Source organism: Variovorax sp. Root434 (genome assembly GCF_001426595.1).
Taxonomy (GTDB): Bacteria; Pseudomonadota; Gammaproteobacteria; order Burkholderiales; family Burkholderiaceae_C; genus Variovorax.
This window is the reverse complement of the sequence record NZ_LMEK01000003.1, coordinates 25,376-43,238: the sequence shown is the minus strand read 5'-3', so window position 1 is coordinate 43,238 and position 17,863 is coordinate 25,376. Positions and strand designations below refer to the sequence as shown.

Sequence of the window (17,863 nt, the reverse complement as noted above, 5' to 3'; positions counted from 1 at the left end):
TCACCGCACGGCCGCCGCGGCGCCGCGCGCCAGCAGCTGCTGCAGGTCGGGCGTGGCGGGCCAATGGGCCGCGGGCGGCCGCGTGAGCACCGACATCCCCGCCTCGACGGGCGTCGAGCAGGCGCGCAGCCGCTCGCCCGCCGGCGTCCACACCCAGCAATCCTGGCAGGCGCCCATCAGGCAGAAGCCGGCGCGCGGTCCGTCGCCGAACTCGCTGTCGCGCACGCGCCGTCCGTTGCTCAGCAGCGCCACCAGCAGCGTGTCGCCGGCCAGCGCGGTGCGGGCCTCGCCGTCGATGTGCAGGGTCAACGCGGGCCGGTCGGTCTCCGCGAGCCGCACGAAGCGGGCGGGCAAAGCAGAGGGAGGATGGGTTTCGGGCATGGATGGATGAAGGCGCCGGTCAGCGCTCGTGGGGAAAAAGCCGTTCGATCGGACAGTGCGTCTTGATGAACGGCGACTTGATGACGATGTAGCTGAAGTACTTCGCGATGCCGATGTTGCGTTCGAGCAGCCCCTCGATCACTTCCTGGTAGTGATTCACGCCGCGCGTGAGGAAGCGCAGCAGGTAGTCGTAGCCGCCGCTGACGAGGTGGCATTCGAGCACCTCGTCGACCTCGCGGATCGCGGCCTCGAAGCGCACGAAGTCCTCGCGGTGGTGATCCGACAGCGTGACCTCGGTGAACACGGTCAGCGTGTCGCCGAGCTTTTCGAGCCGCAGGTGCGCGCCGTAGCCCGCGATGTAGCCGGCTTGCTCCAGCCGCTTCACGCGGATCAGGCAGGGGCTGGGCGACAACCCGACCGCATCGGCCAGGTCGACGTTGGTCATGCGCCCGTTCTTCTGCAGCTGGGCCAGGATGCGCAGGTCGAGTCGGTCGATCTTGAAAGCTTCTGACATCGCGGTGCCTGGAGAGAAGGAAAGTCTGATTCTGCGTCGCCGCCCGGTCTTGCGGGGCTTTTGTGCGCCGGTTTGTTCAGGCCGCCAGCGCGGCGCGCACGTCGGGCGCGTCGAGCACTTCGTCGAGCGTCTTCCTCAGCCGCGCGAACAGCTGCGCGAACTCGTCCTCGGTGAAGGTGAGCGCGGGCGCGAAGCCGAGGATGTGGTCGCCGAAGGAACGGAACACCAGGCCGTTGCGGTAGGCGGCGGCGAAGATGCGCTCGGGCAGTCCGAGCGATGCGTCGAAGCCGCGCTTGCTCGCCTTGTCGCTCACCAGTTCCAGCGCGCCCAGCAGGCCGCGGTGGCGGGCATCGCCCACCAGCGGATGCGCACGCAGCGCGTCGAGTCCGGCCGCAAAGTGCGCCTCACCGCGCTGGCCGTTGGCGAGCACGCCGCCCTCTTCGTAGAGCCGCAGCACCTCGAGCGCGACCGCGGCGCTGACCGGGTGCGCCGAATAGGTCGCGCCATGCCCGACCAGGGCGCCTTCGGGCACGCCGTCGGCGATGCCGGCATAGACCTTCTCCGACATCATCGTGGCGCCCATCGGCACGTAGCCGGCGGTCAGGCCCTTGGCCATGGTCATGAGATCGGGCTCCACGCCTTCGGCCTCGCACGCGAACATCGGGCCGGTGCGGCCGAAGCCGGTGATGACCTCGTCCACCACGAAGAGGATGTCGAGCTCGCGCGCCGCCTCGCGCATGGCCTTGAGCCAGCCCTTGGGCGGCACGATGACGCCGCCCGAGCCCTGGATCGGCTCGCAGAAGAACGCGGCCACGTTGTCCGCGCCCAGCTCGGCGACCTTGGCGCGCAGCGACTCGACCGATGCGGCGATCAATGACTGTGTATCGGCCCCGTCCGGCTGGCGGTACGGATTCGGCGAAGGAATGTAATGCTGCGTGGGCAGCGGCAGGTCGAAGCCGCGGTGGAAAGCCGGCAACGCGGTCAGGCCCGCGCCGGTGGACGACGAGCCGTGGTAGCCGCGCTCCAGCGCGATGAAATGCTTCTTCGACGGCCGGCCGGTCGCGTTGTAGTACTGCACGATGAAGCGCACGGCGGCATCGACCGCCTCGGAGCCGCCCAGCGTGAGGTACACGCGGGTCAGCGATGCGGGCGTGATCTGCACCAGCTTTTCGGCAAGGCGGATCGCCGGCTCGCTGCTGAAATGAAAGTAGCCGGTCGCGTAGGGCAGCCGGCGCATCTGCTCGGCCGCGGCCTGCACCACGCTCTCCTGTCCATAGCCCACGTTCACGCACCACAGGCCGGCGAAGGCATCGAGCAGCTCGTGGCCATTGCTGTCGGTCAGCCAGGCGCCGCGGCCCGAGGCCAGCACGGTGGGGCCGCGCTGCTCGTGCACGCGCCAGGGCGAGACGGGGTGGATCAGGTGCGCACGATCGATCGCGTCGAGCGCGGCTTGGTGAGGCAATGCGGTGGGATGCGTCATGGGCTGTGTCCGGAGGAAGCTGGTGGCGAAGGAGGCTTTCGATGCCCTCAGCTTAGGACGCGCAACCCTCGGCTTGGTGCTGCTTTGAGGCCTCTGCACGAAGCACGCTGCCGTTGTGCGTGCCGCGACAGCAGATCGTGCGGCGGCTCATGCGGCCTGCCTCCGGCAACTCGCGCTCAGTACCCCTTCTGGCGATCGACCAGCCCGACCATGGGCTCGCCCGCGGCGAAGCGCTGCACGTTGTCGAGCACCGCTTCGGCGGCACTGAGCGGCTGCGTCATGCTCGCGATGTGCGGCGTGAGCTGCACATGCGGATGGCGCCAGAAGGCATGCGCCGGCGGCAGCGGTTCGGGGTCGGTCACGTCGAGCACGGCATCGCCGATCTGGCCACTGGCGAGCGCGGCCAGCAGGTCGGTGTCGACGAGCTGCGGGCCGCGGCCCACATGCACCAGGCCCGCGCCGGCAGGCAGCATCGAGAACAGCCGCGCGTCGAGAAAGCCGCGCGTCGAATCGGTCAGCGGCAGCAGGCACACGAGGATGTCGGTGCGCGCAAGAAAGGCCGGCAGCTCGTCGGCACCGGCATGGCATTGCACACCGTCGACCGCGTGCCGCGAGCGGCTCCATCCCGCGCAATCGAAACCCATGCCGACGAGTTGCGCCAGCACGGCCTGCCCGAGCGAGCCGAGCCCGAGCACGCCGACGCGCCGTTCACCCGCGGGCCGCACCGGCAGCGGCTTCCACTGCCCTTCCTGCTGCTGGCGCCTGTATTGCGGCATGTCGCGATGCAGGCCGAGCACCGCATGCGTCACGTACTCGACCATGCCGCCCACGATGCCGGGCTCCACCATGCGCACCACGGGCAGCGCGGGCGGCAGCGCGGCGAAGTCGAACTGGTCGACGCCCGCGCCCGAGGAGAACAGCACTTCGAGATTCGGAAAGCGCACCGCCAGATCGTCCGGCGGCTCCCAGGCGGCGAGAAAGCGCACCTGCGCGGGATCGCCGATGTCGGGCCAGATGCGGAAGTCGATATCGGGTGCGCGGCGGCGGAACACTTCGGCCCACAGGCGGCCTCGCACGGGGTCGGATTTGTAGAGGAAGGTGGTGGTCATGGGTTTTGTTTGTGGGTGCGTTTTCGGGCGCTGTATTCGGGGTGCGTGCACAGGCCGCCGGGTACTCCCCTCCGCGAATGTCCCCCGCTTCGCTCCTCCTTTATTTCGCTGCGGGGAGCACCCGACGCCCTGTGCACGAGGGCACGCTGCTGTTGTGCCGCTCGATCAACCACGGCTCTGAACGATCACGCTGGCGGGGTGCCTTGCGCAGCGAAATAAAGGAGGAGGCCGAAGGCCGGGGGACATTCGCGGAGCAAGGTACCCCGTCGGCGTGATCGCCCCACCGAAAAGCAAGCCTTCACCCAACAGCCTGGGTAACAACAGCAAAGAGCGAAGGCCCGCCAGCCGGCGTAACCAGCGGCACACCACGCACCATCGTCGTAGGCGCATCGACGCGCAGCAGCCCGATGCTCTCCAGGCACTCGGCCAGCCCGCTGTCGAAGTCGATGTCGATGCGCGTGAAGTGCCCGGCGTTGACGCTGGCGAGATGCGCGATCAGCGCCTTCGCGCCGTCGAGGTCGGGTGCAACCACAGGCCCGATGACATGCCCGCGCCCGAAGCGGCGCAGCATCGCGAAGCCGCGCGCTTCGTTGTCGTGGTCGAGCACCACGCAGGCATCGGCGTTGGCCAGCAGGTCGGCGATCAGCGCATCGCGCGGCATGCCGCGCGCCGCAGCGTCGAGCGCCTGCAGGGTGGCCGTCTCGTTCAGGCCGGCGGGCCGCAGGCGCCAGCCCGGCTGCAGCGCAACCAGCGGCGCCGGCTGCGCGATGCCCTGGTGCTGCCTCAGTTCACCCGTGCGCACGAAGCCCAGCCGCTCGTACAGGCCGCGCCCTTCGGCGGTGGCATGCAGCAGCACCGTATGTTCCTCCAGGCCTTCGAGCATCGCGCTCATCAGCCTGTGCCCGATGCGCCGGCCCTGGCAGGCCGGCGTCACGATCACGAGGCCGATGCTGGCATGGCGCTCGCCCCAGTGCCAGCGCTGTGCGGTGGCGACGATCTCGCCGTCGCGCTCGGCCACGATGCCCTCGGCATGCGCGAACACCTGCGCCCAGTCGGCCAGCCGGTGCGGCCAGCGCAACTGGGCCGACAACGCGTGCGTGGAGGGCAAGTCGGCGGACGTCATCGGTCGGAGCACCACGCCGTCGTCGGGTGCATTCGGGGTCTGATCGGGCATGGAAAGGTCTCTGTAGCGAAGGGGATGTCCCTTGCATCTTGGACGACATCGGCGCCCGATGCCAGACCGAAATCGCCTGCCGGCGCAACTCGCAAGCTTCGCCTGCCAAGGGCCCGGGGTTTGCAATTCGCTGCCGCCACGGGTTCGCTTACGCACACAAATGCCGCGCCGACCTGCCTAGCATCGTCCGTCCTTCCTCCGGTGCCATCGCGGCCTCCTTCCATTCTTCCCATGCAAGTCTTCGACCCGCTCGAGATCCACGTGCCTTCGGGGCAGTTCATCGGCGGACGCCTCGTCCCCGATGCCGGCCTGCGCTTCAAAAGCGTGCCGATCGACTTCGCCGCGACGCACCGAGGTGCATGGCCGCACGCGCCAGGGGCAGACCGCACGGCATGCCGCCGCACCCCCTCCAAACCGCAGCTTTCATGCGCCGGATGCCGTATTTCCCTATACCTGCGGCACGGCTGCGTGCTGCAATCACTTCGTCATGAGCTTGTCGCATTTGTCGTCCAAGGAACCTGAAACCATGAGCCCCCGCCCCAGGCAAATCGCCCTCGATCGCCACGGCATGCCGGCTCGCTCCTGCGTGGGCCGGATGCCATGAAGCTCGACTCCTACTGGACCGATTCGGCCCCCGCGTTTCTGGCCGCGCCGCAGGAGCTGCCGGCGCAGGTCGATGTCGCGATCGTCGGCGGCGGCTTCACCGGCCTTTCGGCCGCGCTGGCAATGGCCAGGCGCGGCGCCCGGGTCGCGGTGCTGGAAGCCGGCCCGCGCGTGGCGGCCGAAGCCTCGGGGCGCAATGGCGGGCATGTCAACAACGGCCTCGCGGTCGACTACGCCGATGTGGCGGCCAAGGTCGGCGTCGAGCGGGCGCGCGGCTGGTACAACGCCTACGACGACGCGGTCGACACGGTGGCGCGGCTGGTGCGCGACGAGGCCATCGACTGCGACTTCATGCGCCACGGCAAGCTCAAGCTCGCCACGCGCGCCAACCAGATGGCCGCGCTCGAACGCAGCGTGCAACGCCTGATCGACGATGGCGTGGACAGCGACGTCGAGATCCTCGACGCATCGCGCGTGCGCGCCGAGGTGCAGAGCGAGCGCTTCCACGGCGGCCTGCTCTACAAGCGCAGCGCCCAGATGCACATGGGCCGCTTCGCGCATGGGCTGGCAGCGGCCGCGCAGCGCAATGGCGCCGCGATCCACACGGGCACGGAAGTGCGGCGCATCGAACGCCTGGGCCAGGGCCATGCCCACCGGCTGCACACCGCGCGCGGCGTGGTCACGGCGCAGCAGGTTCTGCTGGCCACGGGTGCGACGCGCCATGGCGGCTACGGCAGCTTCGGCTGGCTGCGCCGGCGCATCGTGCCGATCGGCAGCTTCATCGTGGTGACCGAACCGCTCGGCGCGGAGCGCGCGCAGGCGCTGCTCGCAGCCCGGCGCACCTACACGACCATCGCGAACATCCACCACTACTTCAGGCTCACGGCCGATCACCGGCTGGTGTTCGGCGGGCGCGCGCGCTTCGCGATTTCCAGCCCGCAGTCGGATGCCGCGAGCGGTGACATCCTGCGCGCGGGACTGGCCGAGACCTTTCCGCAGCTCGGCGCGGTGCGGCTCGACTATTGCTGGGGCGGCCTCGTCGACATGACGCAGGACCGCCTGCCGCATGCCGGCGAGCGCAACGGCCTCTACTACGCGATGGGCTACAGCGGACACGGCACGCAGATGTCGGTCCACATGGGCGAACGCATGGCCGCCGTGATGAACGGCGACGCGGCCGCCAACCCCTGGCAGGGCCGCGACTGGCCCGCCATTCCCGGCCACTTCGGCCCGCCGTGGTTCCTGCCGGCGGTGGGCTTTTATTACCGGCTCAAGGACAGGCTGGCCTGAGGGCCCGCAGTCCCGCAACACGCGTTCGATTTTTTCCAACCCACGGTCCCAGGAGCACTTCATCATGAGCGACAGCAGCAACAAGAGTTTCGACAGCCTCGTCGGCCCCGGCGAAAGCCTGCGCATGATGGAGTCGCTCAAGCGCGGCGCCACGCGGCGCGACATCCTTTCGATGCTGATGGCCGGCGGCATGCAGGCCACGCTGGCCGGCAGCCTGGCGGGCGCGGCGATGTCCGCCCATGCGCAGACGCCCAGGAAGGGCGGCCGCCTGCGGGTGGCCGGCGCCACCGCCGCGGCGACCGACACGCTCGATCCGGCCAAGCAGTCGAACCAGACCGACTACTCGCGCTGCAACATGATCTACAACGGCCTCACCTCGCTCGACGGCAGCCTCACGCCGCAGCCCGCGCTGGCCGAATCGTTCACCACCAAGGACGCGAAGACCTGGGTGTTCACATTGCGCCGCGGCGTGAGCTTCCACGACGGCAAGGCGCTCGCGCCCGCCGACGTCGTGTTCTCGGTGATGCGCCACAAGGACCCCGCCACCGCCTCCAAGGCCAAGGTGCTCGCCGACCAGATCGAGAGCGTGAAGGCCAGCGGCCCGAACGAGGTGACGATGGTGCTCAGCGCGCCGAACGCCGACCTGCCGGTGATCCTGGGCACCTTCCACTTCCAGATCGTCAAGGAAGGCACCACCGACTTCAACGCCGGCATCGGCACCGGCCCGTACAAGCTCAAGGAATTCAAGCCCGGTGTGCGTTCTCTGATGGTGCGCAACGATGCCTACTGGAAGCCCGGCAAGCCGTACCTCGACGAGATCGAGTTCGTGGGCATCGGCGACGAGAGCGCGCGCGTCAACGCGCTGCTGTCCGGCGGCATGGACCTCGTGGGCTCGGTCAATCCGCGCTCGGTGGAGCGCGTGAAGGGCACGCCCGGGTACGGCATCTTCGTCACGCAGTCGGGCCAGTACTCCGACCTCATCATGCGCAAGGACACGGGCCCCGGCGCCAACCCGGATTTCGTGCTCGCGATGAAGTACATGTTCGACCGCGCCCAGATGAAGAAGACCATTGCGCTCGACTACGCCGTGCTCGGCAACGACCAGCCGATCGATCCGACCAACCGCTTCTACTTCGCGGGCCTGCCGCAGCGCCCGTTCGACCTCGACAAGGCCAAGTTCCACCTGCAGAAGTCCGGCGTCACCGGCAAGGTGCCGATGGTGGCTTCGCCGGCGGCGCTCTACTCGGTGGAGATGGCGCTGATGCTGCAGCAGACCGCGCAGCGCGCGGGCCTGGAGATCGACATCAAGCGCATGCCGGCCGACGGCTACTGGTCGAACCACTGGCTCAACAGCCCGGTGGGCTTCGGCAACGTCAACCCGCGCCCGAGCGCCGACGTGCTGCTGACGCAGTTCTTCCAGTCGGGTGCGGCCTGGAACGAGTCGCGCTGGAAGAGCGAGAAGTTCGACCAGCTGCTGCTGGCCTCGCGCGCCGAGACCGACCTGGCCAAGCGCAAGCAGATGTACGCCGACATGCAGACCATGATCCACCAGGACGCCGGCATCGGCATCCCGCTGTTCCTTGCCAGCATCGACGGCCATACCTCCAAGCTCAAGGGGCTGTCGCCGATTCCGCTGGGCGGGCTGATGGGCTACAACTTCGCCGAGAACGTGTGGCTGGAAGCCTGATCCGCGCGCCGGAACATTCTTCATGAACCACGTGATCCTCAAGCTCCTCGTCCAGCGCATCGCGCTGGCGCTGCTGTCGCTCCTGGCGGTGTCGGTGATCGTGTTCTCGATCACCGCCGTGCTGCCGGGCGATGCAGCCCAGGAGCAGCTCGGCCAGGAAGCCACGCCCGAGGCGCTGGCCGCCCTGCGCACGCAGATGGGGCTGGACGTGCCGGCACCGCAGCGCTACGCGCGATGGCTGCTCGGCATGGCCAAGGGCGACCTCGGCCGCTCGGCCACCACGCAGATGCCGGTGTCGGAGCTGGTGGCAAGCCGCCTGCCCAACTCGCTGCTGCTTGCGGCCGTGACGGCCCTGTTCTCGGTTCCGATCGCGCTGGCGCTCGGCATCGCCTCGGCCGTGTGGCGCGGCTCCTGGTTCGACCGCGCGGCTTCCACGTCGGCGGTGGCGGTGGTGTCGGTGCCGGAGTTCCTGGTCGCGACGCTCGCGGTGCTGGTGTTCGCGGTCAAGCTGCGCTGGCTGCCGGCGCTCTCTTTCGTGAACGAGATCGAGTCGGTCGGCCAGTTGCTGCGCGCCTTCGCAATGCCGGTGCTGGTGCTGTGCTGCGTGATCGTCGCGCAGATGATGCGCATGACGCGCGCCGCGGTGATCGACCAGCTCGAGGCGCCCTACATCGAGATGGTGCGGCTCAAGGGCGCCTCGCCGATGCGCATGGTGCTGGCGCATGCGCTGCCCAACGCGGTCGGCCCGATCGCGAACGCGGTGGCGCTGAGCCTGTCGTACCTGCTGGGCGGCGTCATCATCGTCGAGACGATCTTCAACTATCCCGGCATCGCCAAGCTGATGGTCGACGGCGTCTCGCAGCGCGACATGCCGCTGGTGCAGACCTGCGCCATGATCTTCTGCGCCGGCTACCTGATCCTCGTGACGGCAGCCGACATCTGCGGCATCGTCGCCAACCCCCGACTGCGCCACCGCTGAGGCGAGCCCCATGGAAACCTCCACCTCCTCATCGGCCATGAGCGCCCCGGCCACGGCCACCGCCGTCGCAGCGCCGAGCGAGCAACGCGGGCGGCATCCGCTGCGCTGGCTTCGCGGCTTCGGTGTCTCCGGCCTGCTGGGCCTCGCAGTGCTGCTGTTCTGGCTGCTCGCGGCCGCGCTCGGGCCCTGGCTGCTGTCGCACTCGTCGGGCAACATGGGCGGCAACAGCGTCTTCGCGCCCATGAGCGCGGCGCACTGGCTGGGCACCGACTACCTCGGACGCGACATGCTGGCACTGATCGTCGAAGGCGCGCGCTACACGGTCGGCGTCGCGCTGCTCGCCACGCTGCTGGCCAGCGGCACCGGCACCACGCTGGCGCTGCTGGCCGCGGCCAGCGGTCGCTGGACCGACACGCTGCTCAGCCGCTGCCTCGACACGCTGACCGCGATACCGAGCAAGATGTTCGCGCTCATCATGGTGGCGGGCTTCGGCTCCTCGGTGCCGATGCTGGTCGTGACGGCGGCCATCATCTACGTGCCGGGCGCCTATCGCATCGCACGCTCGCTGGCCGTCAACATCAACGCGCTCGACTACGTGACCGTGGCGCGCACGCGCGGCGAGGGCACGCTCTACATCATGCTGCGCGAGATCCTGCCCAACATCCTCGGGCCGATGCTGGCCGACCTCGGCCTGCGCTTCGTCTACACCGTGCTGCTGCTGGCGAGCCTGAGCTTCCTCGGCCTCGGCATCCAGCCGCCGGCGGCCGACTGGGGCTCGCTGGTGCGAGAGAACATCGGCGCACTGGCCATGGGCGGCGCCTCGGTGATCGTGCCGGCGCTGGCCATCGCGAGCCTGACCATCTCGGTCAACCTCGTCATCGACAACCTGCCGGGCCGCGCCGCCCGCGAACGAGGAGCAAGATGAAGCTCACCCCCAGGCTTGCCCACTTCGTGTGGCCTCCCACCCCCTCTCCGGGGGCAACACCAGCGGCCCGGCAAAGCCGGCTCCGCGGTGTTCCCGGCGCAAACGGGAGCCACTGACATGGGCGCAACACTGATCGTCAACGACTTGAGCATCACGGCCGGCGCGAGCACGCTGGTCGACAACCTGAGCTTCTCCGTGCAGCCCGGCGAGGTGCTGGCGCTGATCGGCGAATCGGGCTCCGGCAAGACCACCACGGCGCTCGCGCTGATGGGCTTCGCGCGCCAGGGCTGCCGCATCTCGGCAGGCAGCGTGCGCATCGGCGACACCGACGTGCTGGCGCTCGATGCAGCCCGGCAGCGCGCGCTGCGCGGACGCACGGTCACCTACATCGCGCAGAGCGCGGCGGCCTCCTTCAATCCCTCGCGCACGATCATGGACCAGGTGGTCGAGCCGTGCCGCATCCATGGCCTGTGCACGCGCGCCGAGGCCGAGGCGAAGGCGATCCAGCTGTTCCGCGAGCTCGCGCTGCCCGAGCCGGAGACCATCGGCGCGCGCTACCCGCACCAGGTGTCGGGCGGCCAGCTGCAGCGGCTGATGGCCGCCATGGCGCTGATCGCCGACCCCGATCTCGTGATCCTCGACGAGCCGACCACCGCGCTCGACGTGACGACGCAGATCGAGGTGCTGCGCGCCTTCCGCCGCGTGGTGCGCGAGCGCCGCGCGACCGCGGTGTACGTGAGCCACGACCTCGCGGTGGTGGCGCAGATGGCCGACCACATCCTGGTGCTGCGCAACGGCCGCATGCAGGAGGTGAATGCCACCGAGCAGATTCTCGCGACGCCGGCCCACGAGTACACGAAGTGCCTGCTGGCCGCCGCCCGCCCGGCGCCGCGCGAATCCGGCGCGACCCCGGGCGGCGCCGAGCTGCTGCTCGAGGTGCGCGATCTTTCCGCCGGCTACGGCCCTGTCGACGCACAGGGACGGCCGGCCAAGATGATCCTCGAGAACATCGATCTCAAGCTCCACCGGGGCCAGGCCATCGGCGTGATCGGCGAGTCGGGCTCGGGCAAGACCACGCTGGCGCGCGCCGTCGCCGGCCTGCTCAAGCCGTGCCGCGGCAGCGTGCTGTTCAACGGCCGCGCACTCCAGCCGACGCTGGCGCAGCGCGACCGGGAAGAGCTGCGCCAGATCCAGATCGTGTTCCAGATGGCCGACACGGCGCTGAACCCGTCGCAGACCATCGAGCGCATCCTGGCGCGGCCGCTGCAGTTCTACAAGGGCCTGCGCGGCGAGCCGCTGCAACGGCGCATCCGCGAGCTGCTCGACCTGGTGCAGCTGCCGCAGACCGTGGCGGGGCGGCTGCCGGGCGGCCTCTCGGGCGGGCAGAAGCAGCGCGTGAACCTCGCGCGCGCGCTGGCGGCCGACCCGGACCTGATCCTGTGCGACGAAGTCACGTCGGCGCTGGACACCGTGGTCGGCGCAGCGGTGCTCGACCTGATCGCCGAGTTGCGGCGCGAACTCGGCGTGTCGTATCTCTTCATCAGCCACGACCTGCACACGGTGCGTGCGGTGTGCGACGAGATCGTCGTCATGCAGCACGGCCGCAAGCTCGCGCAGGTGGCGCGCGCCGACTACGACCGCGGCCCGCACCACCCCTACTACGAACTGCTGGCGCGCTCGGTGCCCGAGCTGCGCCGCGGCTGGCTCGACGAGATGGACCGCGCGGCCGTCCACGCATCATGAGAAAGACCGATATGACACCCACCTTCCGCATCGCGCTGATCGCCGGCGACGGCATCGGCAAGGAAGTGATGCCCGAGGGCCTGCGCGTGGTGCAGGCCGCCGCGGAGCGCTTCGGCTTCGAGCTCGACTGCCGCACCATCGACTGGGCCAGCTGCGACTACTACGCGCAGCACGGCCAGATGATGCCGGACGACTGGAAGGAGCAGCTCAAGGGCGTCGACGCGCTGTACTTCGGCGCCGTCGGCTGGCCCGCCACCGTGCCCGACCATGTGTCGCTCTGGGGTTCGCTGCTGAAGTTCCGCCGCGAGTTCGACCAGTACATCAACCTGCGCCCGGTGCGCCTGTTCGAGGGCGTGCCCTGCCCGCTCGCCGGCCGCAAGCCCGGGGACATCGACTACCTCGTGGTGCGCGAGAACACCGAGGGCGAATACACCTCGCTCGGTGGCGTGATGTACGAGGGCACGGAGCGCGAGATCGTGATCCAGGAGTCGGTCTTCTCGCGCCACGGCGCCGACCGCGTGCTGCGGTACGCCTACGAGACCGCGCGGGCGCGCAAGCGCAAGCACCTGACGGTGGCGACCAAGAGCAACGGCATCGCGATCAGCATGCCGTGGTGGGACGGGCGCGCCGACGCGGTCGGGCTCGACTACCCCGAGGTGACGGTCGACAAGCAGCACATCGACATCCTGTCGGCGCGCTTCGTGCTGCAGCCCACGCGCTTCGACGTGGTGGTGGCGAGCAACCTGTTCGGAGACATCCTCTCCGACCTCGGGCCCGCGACCACCGGCACCATCGGCCTCGCGCCTTCGGCCAACCTCAACCCGGAGCGCAAGTTCCCGTCGCTGTTCGAGCCGGTGCACGGCTCCGCGCCCGACATCCATGGCCAGAACATCGCCAACCCCATCGCGATGATCTGGTCCGGCGCGCTGATGCTGGACTTCCTCACGCAGGGCCAGGGCGCGGGCCGCGCCGCGCACGACGCGATCTTGGGCGCCATCGAGGCGGTGCTGCGCGAGGGACCGCACACACCCGACCTCGGCGGCTCGGCCAGCACCACCGAGGTGGGCATCGCAATCGCCGAGCGCGTAACAGCATCCTGAATGAAGAGAAAGACCCTCCGACCATGACACTCGAACCCGAATACAAGAACCTGATGCCCGGACGCCAGCTCATCGGCGGCGAATGGCGCGATGCGAGCGATTCGCGCCGCCTCGACGTCAGCAATCCCGCCACCGACGACGTCTTCGCGAGCGTGCCCGACGGCACGGCCACCGATGCACGCACCGCCGTCGATGCCGCGCACGCCGCGTTTCCCGCATGGCGTGCGGTGCCGGCCAAGCAGCGCGCGCAGATCCTCAAGCGCTGGAACGACCTCGTGATCGCGCACCAGGAAGACCTGAGCCGCCTCATCTCGCGCGAGCAGGGCAAGCCGCTGGCCGAGGGCCGCGGCGAAGTCGCCTATGCGGCCAGCTACATCGAATGGTTCGCCGAGGAGGCCACGCGTGCCAACGGCGACATCATCCCGGCGCCCGTGCCGGGCCGGCGCATGTTCGCGCTGAAGGAACCCGTGGGCGTGATCGCGGCGATCACGCCGTGGAACTTTCCGGCGGCCATGATCGCGCGCAAGATCGCACCGGCGCTCGCGGCAGGCTGCACCGTGGTGTGCAAGCCGGCGGAAGACACACCGCTGACCTCGCTCGCGCTGGTGGCATTGGCTGAAGAAGCCGGCGTGCCGCCGGGCGTGCTCAACATCGTGACGGCCTCGCGCGAGCGCACGCCTGAGGTGGTCGATGCCTGGCTCGACGATGCGCGCGTGCGCAAGGTCACGTTCACCGGCTCGACGCCGGTCGGCAAGCACCTCGCAAGGCGTTCGGCCGACACGCTCAAGAAGCTGTCGCTGGAGCTCGGCGGCAATGCGCCCTTCATCGTGTTCGACGACGCCGACGTCGATGCCGCCGTGGAGGGTCTGATGGCCGCCAAGTTCCGCAACGGCGGCCAGACCTGCGTGAGCCCGAACCGGGTGTTCGTGCAGGCCCGCGTGCACGACGCATTCGTCGACAAGCTGGCTGCGCGGGTCGGCGCACTCGAAGTCGGCCCCGCCACCGAGCCCGGCTCGCAGATCGGCCCGATGATCAATGCGCGCGCCGTGGAGAAGATCGAGCGCCACGTGCGCGACGCCGTGACCAGGGGCGCGCGCATCGTGGTCGGCGGCGAACGGCTGCGCTCCGCGCGCTGCGACGGCCCCAACTACTACGCGCCCACCGTGCTGGTGAACGCCGACGCGACGATGGCCTGCAGCTGCGAGGAAACCTTCGGGCCCGTGGTGCCGATCACGCGCTTCGAGAGCGAGGCCGAGGTGATCGCCGCCGCCAACGACACGCCCTTCGGGCTCGCGGCGTACTTCTACTCGCGCGACGTGCGCCGCATCTGGCGCGTGGCCGACGCGCTGGAGTCGGGCATCGTCGGCATCAACGAAGGCGCGCTGGCGGCCGAAGCGGCGCCCTTCGGCGGTGTGAAGGAATCGGGCTACGGCCGCGAAGGCTCGGTGCATGGCCTGGACGACTACATGCATACCAAGTACATCTGCCAGGGCCAGCTGGCGGGGCCGGTCTAGAAGAAGCGCGCTACGCGGCAGCCAGCGCCGCCACCTCCGCGCTGCCCAGCGCGCCGCCGTAGATCCGGAATTCGTCGATGCGGCCCTTCAGGTACGGGTCGCTCGAATACTGCGAACGGCCCAGCCAGTTCTGCGTGGTTGCGCCGAGGTCGATTGGTGCGAGGCTCATCTGCGTATTGGAGCCGGCCTCCAGGCCATCGACGTACAGGGTACCGAGCGTGCCCGACACGGTCACCGCGATGTGCACCCACCGGCCGGTGAGCAGCGCCGCCGACCCATCGATCACCTGATCGTTGTAGCCGTGCTCGGTGGTGATGGAGAAGCGCGGCACACCGCTGCCGTTGCGCACCGTCAGCATCATGTAGCGGCGCGTGCCTGAGCCGAAGTCGAAGACCCGCGACCATGTCGTGAGGCTGTCGATGTAGAGCCAGGCGCTGATGCTGAAGTCGGCAAGGCTCTTCACCACGCCCGCCGGCAGCGCGACGTAGCCGCTCGCGGCGCCGAGGCCGACGGCGTTGCCCTGGTGTCCGGCGATCCAGGTCGCGCCACCCTGCAGCGCGCTGGCCGCGAACTTGCCGGTGGCATCTGCTGCCTGGGTGCCGGTGGATTCGTCGAACTTGAGCTGCAGCAGCAGTTCGGCCTTGATCGCCGCGCGCTCCTCGTTGGAGGCGGCGCTCTCGCCCGATGCCCCGACCGCGACGACCACGTAGTACCAGACGTCTCCCGCCACGACGCTGGTATCGGTGAAGGTCAGCGTGTCGGTGATGCCCGATGAGATGTCGGCGTAGGGCCCGCCCGAAGTGCTTGCGCGCCTGACGGTGTAGCTCTGCGCGTCGGGGCAGCCCCACCACGACAGCACCACCTGCGTGCCGCGCACCCGCGCCGTGAGCCCGCTCGGCTTGCCCTGCGCCGCGAGCGGATCGCGCGTGAAGGTCAGCGTGCCGAAGCCCAGCTGGTCGCCGTTGCCGCCGTCCGACTCGGGCCGCATCTGCAGGGCCTGCAGCGCGGCGTAGGGCGCGGCCACGCCGAGGCGGTTCGCATAGTGGTTGTAGACGCTTTCCCAGATGCCGCGCCGGTGCCCCTGGCCCGCCGTCGACAGCACCGACTGCGTGCCCTGCCTGTTGATGTTGGTGAGGAAGGGCACTGTGTAGAAATTGCCGGCGCCGTCGGTCAGGTTGGACTTGGCGACGTACTCGGCGCCCGCGAGGAAGCGGTTGTTCTCGTAGCCGTACGTGTCGTCGCCCTGGTTCCACGCCATTTCGTGGAACGCGCCCGCCAGGCCGATGCCCAGGGTGCTGTGGCCCTGGTCGCGGCCGCTTTCCTGCCACTGGCCGAGGTAGCCGGGATGCACGTGGTAGACCGCCTGCAGGCCCGCGCCGTTGCCCTGGCCGGCTTTGAAGTAGCTCATCGCCTCGTCGTAGATGTCGGTCCGGTCGCACAGCACGCCGATGGCGAGCATCGAGGCGATGTTGCACAGGTCCCAGTTGGCCCAGTAGTTGGTGATCTCCGAGCCGTTGTGGTCGATCAGGAAGCTGTGGTTGAGCGGGTAGAACAGCGTGAGCATCATGTTCTGGAAGCGCGCGAAGTCGCTCGCGGCCCAGCCCTCGTAGGTGCGCATGATCTCGCCCGCGTTGGCGAACTGGTAGCCGTAGATGCCCGCCGCGAGGAAGCGGTCGGAGTTGCCGGTGAGCGTGGTCATCGTGGACGACCATTCGTTCAGGAAGACGACGGCAAGGTCGGCATAGCGCTTGTCCTGCGAGACCTTCCAGCGCAGCGCCAGCTGATAGGCGCGCGCGATGTCGATGTACATCTGCGCGAAGTTCTGGCCGTCTCCGCCGCGGATCACCGTCGCCAGCGGGCGGGGCGTGGCGCCCAGCTGCGAGCGGCCGTTGGAAGTCAGCGCGTTCCAGCCACTGAGCCAGGGTTGCGCCTGGGCCCCGACCTTCTGGCGCATGCGTTCGAAGTCGGCCTCGGTGTGCAGCAGGCCGGGGTGGACGAACTTGCGCGCCTGCGACGAGGGCACCGGGTCGGTCGCCCCTGGGACGACCGGGTCGGTGTCGGTGTCGGCAACCACCGCATCGTCCGAAGCGGCGACAGCCGCCTGTTGCGGCACGGCGCCCGAAGCGCCGGCGAGCCACCCCGCGCCACCGCCTCCACCACCACCTCCTCCGCAGGCTGTCGTTCCCAGCGCGAGGGCGCTTGCCGCGCCGAGAAAGAAAACACGGCGGTCCAGGGAGACACCGCTCCCGTCATCCAACGAATGCGTCATTGCCGAATACATTGTAAAAAAATGATTCAGCAACATGCATGCCACTCGCCGGCTCCGGGCGAACTGGCACTGCCGGTAACACCGATGGATACATGGGCGCCGCTGCATCGGCGATGCGCGCATTCCGGATGACATTCGTTGTCACGCGAGGCCTCCGGCGAAGCCAGGAATGTCAGCGAGCCGGGATGCGGCGCCAGCACCGCCTTCGCGGTGGCGCCGCTATTCCTTCATTTATTCGCGCAGATTCGAACCCGCACGCGAAGCTGTCGACTCATACGCAGCAGCCTTCGCCGAAGCTCCTGCTGTGGCGCGCGCCTCGAGCGAACACCATGCGGCCGAAGGCTTGCCCGCCTCGAGCGAACACCACGCGGCTGAAGGCTTGCCCGCTTCGAGCGAACACCACGCGGCTGAAGGCTTGCCTGCCTCGAGCGAACACCACGCCGCCGAAGGCTTGCCCGCTTCGAGCGAGCACCACGCGGCCGAAGGCTTGCCCGCCTCGAGCGAGCACCACGCGGCCGAAGGCTTGCCCGCTTCGAGCGAACACCACGCGGCCGAAGGCTTGCCCGCCTCGAGCGAGCACCATGCCGCCGAAGGCTTGCCTGCCTCCAGCGAGCACCATGCGGCTGAATCCTTGCCCGGCTCGCGACGAGGCGCCGACTCGCCGAACTCCTCGGCAGACAGGCGCTGCATTTCCAGGAAGGCCTCCTGCAGCGCCTTGGCGTCATCCTCGCCGCGCAGGCCAAGGTACGGGAAGTGGTGCAGGAAATGGCCGAAGGTGGCGTCGCAATCGGCTGCGTACTTTCTCGTGTCGAGGATGTGCATGTGCCAGAAGCGGTCGACGTCCTGCTCGGGAGCAAGCGTCAGCTCGGGGTGCTTGGCGTGCAGTATCAGGTAGCGCTTGTAGGCCACCTCCATCTGGTCCGCGTAGCCGGCCGACCAGCCGTAGCCATCCTCTTTGCGGGTGGCCTTGAACTTGATCAGCGTGAGGTCGAGGGCCTGGATGGCGGCGATCGTCTGCTCGAGCGTCTTGCCTTGGGTGGAATCGATCATGAATGCTCCTTGAAGTTGCGAGTAGGTCCGAGCAACGTGCCCGGT

At 69.0% G+C, this 17,863-nt stretch carries 15 protein-coding genes; 8 read left to right on the top strand and 7 right to left on the bottom strand.

The features are described from left to right. The 5 genes from ASD05_RS04885 to ASD05_RS04865 form a co-directional block, all read right to left on the bottom strand. Window positions 1–381, bottom strand: coding sequence for a (2Fe-2S)-binding protein (locus ASD05_RS04885; protein ID WP_056588520.1), 381 nt, complete (start codon window positions 379–381; stop codon window positions 1–3). Between the two features lie 19 nt (window positions 382–400). Then, the gene (locus ASD05_RS04880; RefSeq protein ID WP_007828485.1) at window positions 401–895 is read right to left on the bottom strand and encodes an Lrp/AsnC family transcriptional regulator; all 495 of its coding nucleotides are present in this window, start codon (window positions 893–895) and stop codon (window positions 401–403) included. A 76-nt stretch (window positions 896–971) separates the two neighbouring features. Further along, window positions 972–2,375, bottom strand: coding sequence for an aspartate aminotransferase family protein (locus tag ASD05_RS04875; protein ID WP_056588517.1), 1,404 nt, complete (start codon window positions 2,373–2,375; stop codon window positions 972–974). A 176-nt stretch (window positions 2,376–2,551) separates the two neighbouring features. Continuing rightward, entirely contained in the window at window positions 2,552–3,484 is a 933-nt protein-coding gene (locus ASD05_RS04870) for a 2-hydroxyacid dehydrogenase (RefSeq protein WP_056588514.1), read from the bottom strand. A gap of 298 nt (window positions 3,485–3,782) precedes the next feature. Further along, a complete protein-coding gene (locus ASD05_RS04865; protein ID WP_056588504.1) occupies window positions 3,783–4,658 on the bottom strand; it encodes a GNAT family N-acetyltransferase in 876 nt (291 codons plus the stop codon). A 231-nt stretch (window positions 4,659–4,889) separates the two neighbouring features. Here ASD05_RS04865 and ASD05_RS29905 point away from each other — a divergent pair, with 231 nt between their 5' ends. The 8 genes from ASD05_RS29905 to ASD05_RS04830 all read left to right on the top strand — a co-directional run bounded on the left by ASD05_RS29905 (window position 4,890) and on the right by ASD05_RS04830 (window position 14,499). After that, window positions 4,890–5,180, top strand: a complete 291-nt coding sequence (locus ASD05_RS29905) for a hypothetical protein (protein ID WP_157609950.1) — start codon at window positions 4,890–4,892, stop codon at window positions 5,178–5,180. Window positions 5,181–5,258: 78 nt separating this feature from the next. After that, window positions 5,259–6,551, top strand: a complete 1,293-nt coding sequence (locus tag ASD05_RS04860; RefSeq protein WP_056588497.1) for an NAD(P)/FAD-dependent oxidoreductase — start codon at window positions 5,259–5,261, stop codon at window positions 6,549–6,551. A gap of 64 nt (window positions 6,552–6,615) precedes the next feature. After that, on the top strand, window positions 6,616–8,238 hold the full coding sequence (locus tag ASD05_RS04855) for an ABC transporter substrate-binding protein (protein WP_056588495.1): 1,623 nt from the start codon (window positions 6,616–6,618) through the stop codon (window positions 8,236–8,238). A gap of 22 nt (window positions 8,239–8,260) precedes the next feature. Beyond that, complete coding sequence (locus ASD05_RS04850) at window positions 8,261–9,217, top strand: ABC transporter permease (protein WP_056588493.1); 957 nt, start codon at window positions 8,261–8,263, stop codon at window positions 9,215–9,217. 10 nt (window positions 9,218–9,227) lie between these two features. Beyond that, complete coding sequence (locus ASD05_RS04845) at window positions 9,228–10,142, top strand: ABC transporter permease (RefSeq protein WP_056588490.1); 915 nt, start codon at window positions 9,228–9,230, stop codon at window positions 10,140–10,142. 117 nt (window positions 10,143–10,259) lie between these two features. Next, window positions 10,260–11,885, top strand: coding sequence for an ABC transporter ATP-binding protein (locus ASD05_RS04840; protein ID WP_056588487.1), 1,626 nt, complete (start codon window positions 10,260–10,262; stop codon window positions 11,883–11,885). A gap of 11 nt (window positions 11,886–11,896) precedes the next feature. Further along, window positions 11,897–12,985: a tartrate dehydrogenase gene (locus ASD05_RS04835; RefSeq protein ID WP_056588485.1), complete on the top strand. Its 1,089-nt coding sequence runs from the start codon at window positions 11,897–11,899 to the stop codon at window positions 12,983–12,985. Window positions 12,986–13,008: 23 nt separating this feature from the next. Next, window positions 13,009–14,499 carry an NAD-dependent succinate-semialdehyde dehydrogenase gene (locus tag ASD05_RS04830; protein ID WP_056588482.1) on the top strand — a complete coding sequence of 497 codons (1,491 nt, stop codon included), beginning with the start codon at window positions 13,009–13,011 and terminating at the stop codon, window positions 14,497–14,499. A 10-nt stretch (window positions 14,500–14,509) separates the two neighbouring features. On the opposite strand, the gene ASD05_RS04825 is transcribed toward ASD05_RS04830, so the two are convergent. Further along, the gene (locus ASD05_RS04825; RefSeq protein ID WP_082571957.1) at window positions 14,510–16,768 is read right to left on the bottom strand and encodes a LamG-like jellyroll fold domain-containing protein; all 2,259 of its coding nucleotides are present in this window, start codon (window positions 16,766–16,768) and stop codon (window positions 14,510–14,512) included. A 231-nt stretch (window positions 16,769–16,999) separates the two neighbouring features. After that, complete coding sequence (locus tag ASD05_RS04820) at window positions 17,000–17,818, bottom strand: glycine-rich domain-containing protein (protein WP_235507850.1); 819 nt, start codon at window positions 17,816–17,818, stop codon at window positions 17,000–17,002. Window positions 17,819–17,863: the final 45 nt, after the last annotated feature.